The following is a 3,341-nucleotide window of genomic DNA, read 5'->3' as shown; positions in this document are numbered from 1 at the left end:
TGTTGCGTTTTTGTTCTTTACGACTTTCGCCGCCAAAGCTAGCTTTTCCCCATGAGCCAGCGCGTGGACACGTCCAGGTTTCCGGTCGGGATCAACATCAGCTACGACGAGCCGGAAGATGTGGCCGAGATGGCTGAGTTGAGGGCCAGGGCCTGGCGTTTCATCGATACGGGACGCTGGGACCCGCCGATCCAGGACATGGTTCTCGCCTTTGGGCTGGGCACGATCCTTGGCCTGTTTCTGGTGCGGTTTGCGCCAGGGGGACCGCCGGAGGATGCGGAGCGGTGGGTGGTGGTGGGCGACCTGCCGTCGATGCACTTCGAGGCGGATACCTTTCCCACACCCGCGTTGGGGCTGGAGCTCTATGCCGCCATCGCCGAGGACTGGGCGACCTGCGTGCTGGAGGAGAAGGACCTTTCGGAGTGTTATCCGATCCCTGTGGCGCCCACCCAGGAGCATGCGCACATGCTGCTGGACCGGGTGAAATTCATCCGCGAAGAGCTGATGCCGAGGGCGCACGCGGAGGGGTTGCATTGACACGTCGGGCGACGCCCGGAATCCGGGTTTGAAAACATTCCCCCGAGGACGACGTCGATGACCGTGATCGCCGAGCAGGGGCTGGATCGACAGGGGTCCGACGAGAAGGTCATGGTTCGGCTGCATGCGCCCTATGCCGCGGAGGCGCGGAAGAGCTGGGTCTGCCGGTTTGAGATCGGCGAGCCGGTGGCGCATGCGATGGATGTTTACGGCGAGACAGGGCTGCAGGCGCTGGCGCTGGCGCTCTCGTCGTTGTCGGCGGCGCTTTACGGCTGCGATCTTTACCGGCGCGGCGAGTTGGGGGCGTTCGGCGCGTTCGGCGGGTATCTGGGGATCCCGGCGCCGCAGGTGTTTCCGGATGAGGCACCTTATCCGTTCTGAGGCGTAGGCGCCTGCGTATCGTCGGGGTGTCGGGGGCGTTGAAAGGCCGGATGCAAATGCATCTTCACCGCGCTGTGGCTGATCAGACGGAAGTGCGCGGGTATTCGGCATTTCCGGAGCTCCGAGCCACACGGAGATCCGATTGATGCGGCTCGTCGGCCTGCAGGCAGGTTCCGACACCAGGTAGACCAACGCTCGGCACTAAGGCGAGCATCGACCGCGTGCTCTGACTCAACCTGGCGTGATCGGATCATTCCCCTGACAGGCGAAGTCGATTGAACGTCCTCTGAAGGCATGCTCAACGAACGTGCCGTCTGTTTTCGTTTGGAAACACAGACTTGGAAAATCAGCGATTAATGTCTTGAAATTGGCTACGGCGGCTGCGGCTGCGGCGACGCTCACATTCTCCGTAGCCCCCTCTTTCGCTGCCACGACGTGGGATGTGGTTGCAGACTACGCCGGCAATGCCAACACCGGCTCCAGCGTGTGGCAATACGGTTCGAGCCAGAATTCCGTATTCACCCGGTTCACTGTGCAAAACACCGCCTGCATTATCAGCAGTGGCCTGAACTGCTGGCAGAGCACGAACCCGCAGTTCTTCGTGCCGCTGGTGGCCATGAACACCACCGCCTCGACGCTGTTTTACGCCAACTCAGTGGTCCATCCGAATAACGTGCTCAACCTGCATCCCGGCGGCAGCCAGAACGGCAGCATGACCGGCGGCGATGACATCGACACTGTCGTGCGCTTTACCGCGCAGACCGGCGGCAGCTATAGCTTTAACGGGTTCTTCCAGGCGCTGGACACCACTCCGACGGGCGTGAGAATCAAGGCCGGCGGTAATGCGGTGAACATCTCCGGTTCAGCCTTACAGAACACGCTTCAGCCCGGCGCGCCCACCAATTTCGCTTTCAACAGCCTGCTGGCGCAGGGCGACACGGTCGACTTCGTGGTCAACCGCTTGAATAACTACGGTAATGACTCCACGGGTCTTTCGCTTAGCGTGGCGCTGGTCCCCGAGCCCGCGACCTGGGCGATGATGATCATCGGCTTCGGCGCTGCCGGTTCGATGATCCGCCGCCGCAGGGCCGTGGCCGCCTAGACCCTGCGTCTGACAGACATGCGCCGCCGGTCGCAGGATCGGCGGCGTTTCTGTGTGTGGATTTGTGCAGGGAAGGTGGGAACACGTACCGCTTGCTCATGACGAACCCATCCGGTCGCACTACCCGGGAGATATGGGAAAGTTGGGGGCGAAAAGTCGTACGTGTCCCTACTTTAAGCGTCGTTGGGGGCATGGGTTCGATCACGGCCGCGACGGCGGGGCGCCGATGATTGACTCGGCCAGGGTGCGCATGGCGACGAAGCCGTCCTGGTTGACGGTCACCCCGGCCACAGCGACTCCCGTGTCGGGCGCATAGAGGGCGATGGTCCCCCAGAATCCGCTGTGCCAGTAGAAGGTCCGTCCGTTGATCTCACTTACGAAGATGCCCAGACGATAGTGCCCGGCGCGGCTATGATCGCCCTGCCAAAGCATGGCTTTGAGGGTTTCGGGCCGGTCAAAGATCCGCCCCTCGAACAGGGCGGCGAAAAACACCGCCAGGTCGCGCGCCGACATGATCAGTCCGCCGCCGCCGTAGAGGTCCATCGAGGCGTGCCAGTTCGCCGCGCTGATGCCTCCGATGCTTTGAGGCGCGCGGATGAGGCCAGGCGGCGCCGGTTCCATGATTTCCCACCATGTCGCCGTCAAACCCAGCCTATCGAGCCGCAGTTCCTCACGGACCGCAACGCCGAGCGTTCGACCGGTGATGCGCTCCACGATGTCGCCCAGCAGGATGTAGCCGGTGTCGGAATAGCGAAAGGCCGCACCGGGACCGCTTTGCGGATCGGCATAGGCCATCGACAGCCCCACCAGTTCCTCGCGGGTCCAGTGGTGGCCGGGGTCGGCCATGACGGCTTCGACGAAACGTTGGTCGCTACCATGATCATAGAGACCACTGCTGTGGCTGAGCAGATGACGCACGGTGATGGCGGCAGTGTCGTAGCCGTCGGCGATCAGCAAAGCATTGAGCGACGGGCTGAGCAGGGGTCCGATCGGGGCGTCGAGGTCAATCCGACCCTTCTCCCAGAGCCTCAGCACGGTAGCCGCGGTGAAGGTCTTGGTATTGCTGGCGATGCGGAGCGGCGTATCGACCGCAATCGGCCCGCCGGCGCCCGGATAGGCAACCCCCGCCGCGGCGCCCCAGGGCTCGGGCGTTCCCCGGCCCGCGACATAGATCGCCGCTGGACGAGGCAGGCCTGCGACCGCCGCCTGCAAACGCGCCGGCCCGGAGGCCTGGGCAAGCGCCGGACCTGCTCCGGTCACGGCGAGCAAAAACGCCACAATAATCGCCCCGACCTTCATCGATCCCTCTCGCTATGGGGGG

Annotated in this window: 4 protein-coding genes; 3 read left to right on the top strand and 1 reads right to left on the bottom strand. The window is 63.5% G+C overall.

Going from position 1 to position 3,341, the window contains the following annotated elements:
- Positions 1-63: 63 nt before the first annotated feature.
- The 3 genes from ACIQ42_RS17325 (at position 64) to ACIQ42_RS17315 (ending at position 2,020) form a co-directional block, all read left to right on the top strand.
- Positions 64-537 (top strand): hypothetical protein, encoded by a 474-nt coding sequence (locus ACIQ42_RS17325; RefSeq protein ID WP_397423480.1) that lies wholly within the window; start codon positions 64-66, stop codon positions 535-537.
- A 57-nt stretch (positions 538-594) separates the two neighbouring features.
- Entirely contained in the window at positions 595-918 is a 324-nt protein-coding gene (locus ACIQ42_RS17320; RefSeq protein ID WP_397423479.1) for a DUF6968 family protein, read from the top strand.
- A 361-nt stretch (positions 919-1,279) separates the two neighbouring features.
- Positions 1,280-2,020, top strand: coding sequence for a PEPxxWA-CTERM sorting domain-containing protein (locus ACIQ42_RS17315; protein WP_397423478.1), 741 nt, complete (start codon positions 1,280-1,282; stop codon positions 2,018-2,020).
- A 201-nt stretch (positions 2,021-2,221) separates the two neighbouring features.
- Here the strand turns inward: ACIQ42_RS17315 and ACIQ42_RS17310 are convergent, their stop codons facing one another.
- Positions 2,222-3,319 carry a serine hydrolase domain-containing protein gene (locus tag ACIQ42_RS17310; RefSeq protein WP_397423477.1) on the bottom strand — a complete coding sequence of 366 codons (1,098 nt, stop codon included), beginning with the start codon at positions 3,317-3,319 and terminating at the stop codon, positions 2,222-2,224.
- Positions 3,320-3,341 lie beyond the last annotated feature (22 nt).

Origin of the sequence: Phenylobacterium sp. (assembly GCF_044372605.1) — a bacterium.
Lineage (GTDB): Bacteria > Pseudomonadota > Alphaproteobacteria > Caulobacterales > Caulobacteraceae > Phenylobacterium.
The sequence above is the reverse complement of the archived record's forward strand: the minus strand, read 5'-3'. Positions and strand labels throughout refer to the sequence as shown.

Bases quoted from the DNA above. Each gene is read 5' to 3' on its own strand.
- ACIQ42_RS17320 (WP_397423479.1), top strand. From the start codon at position 595: ATGACCGTGATCGCCGAGCAGGGGCTGGATCGACAGGGGTCCGACGAG.
- ACIQ42_RS17310 (WP_397423477.1), bottom strand. From the start codon at position 3,319: ATGAAGGTCGGGGCGATTATTGTGGCGTTTTTGCTCGCCGTGACCGGA.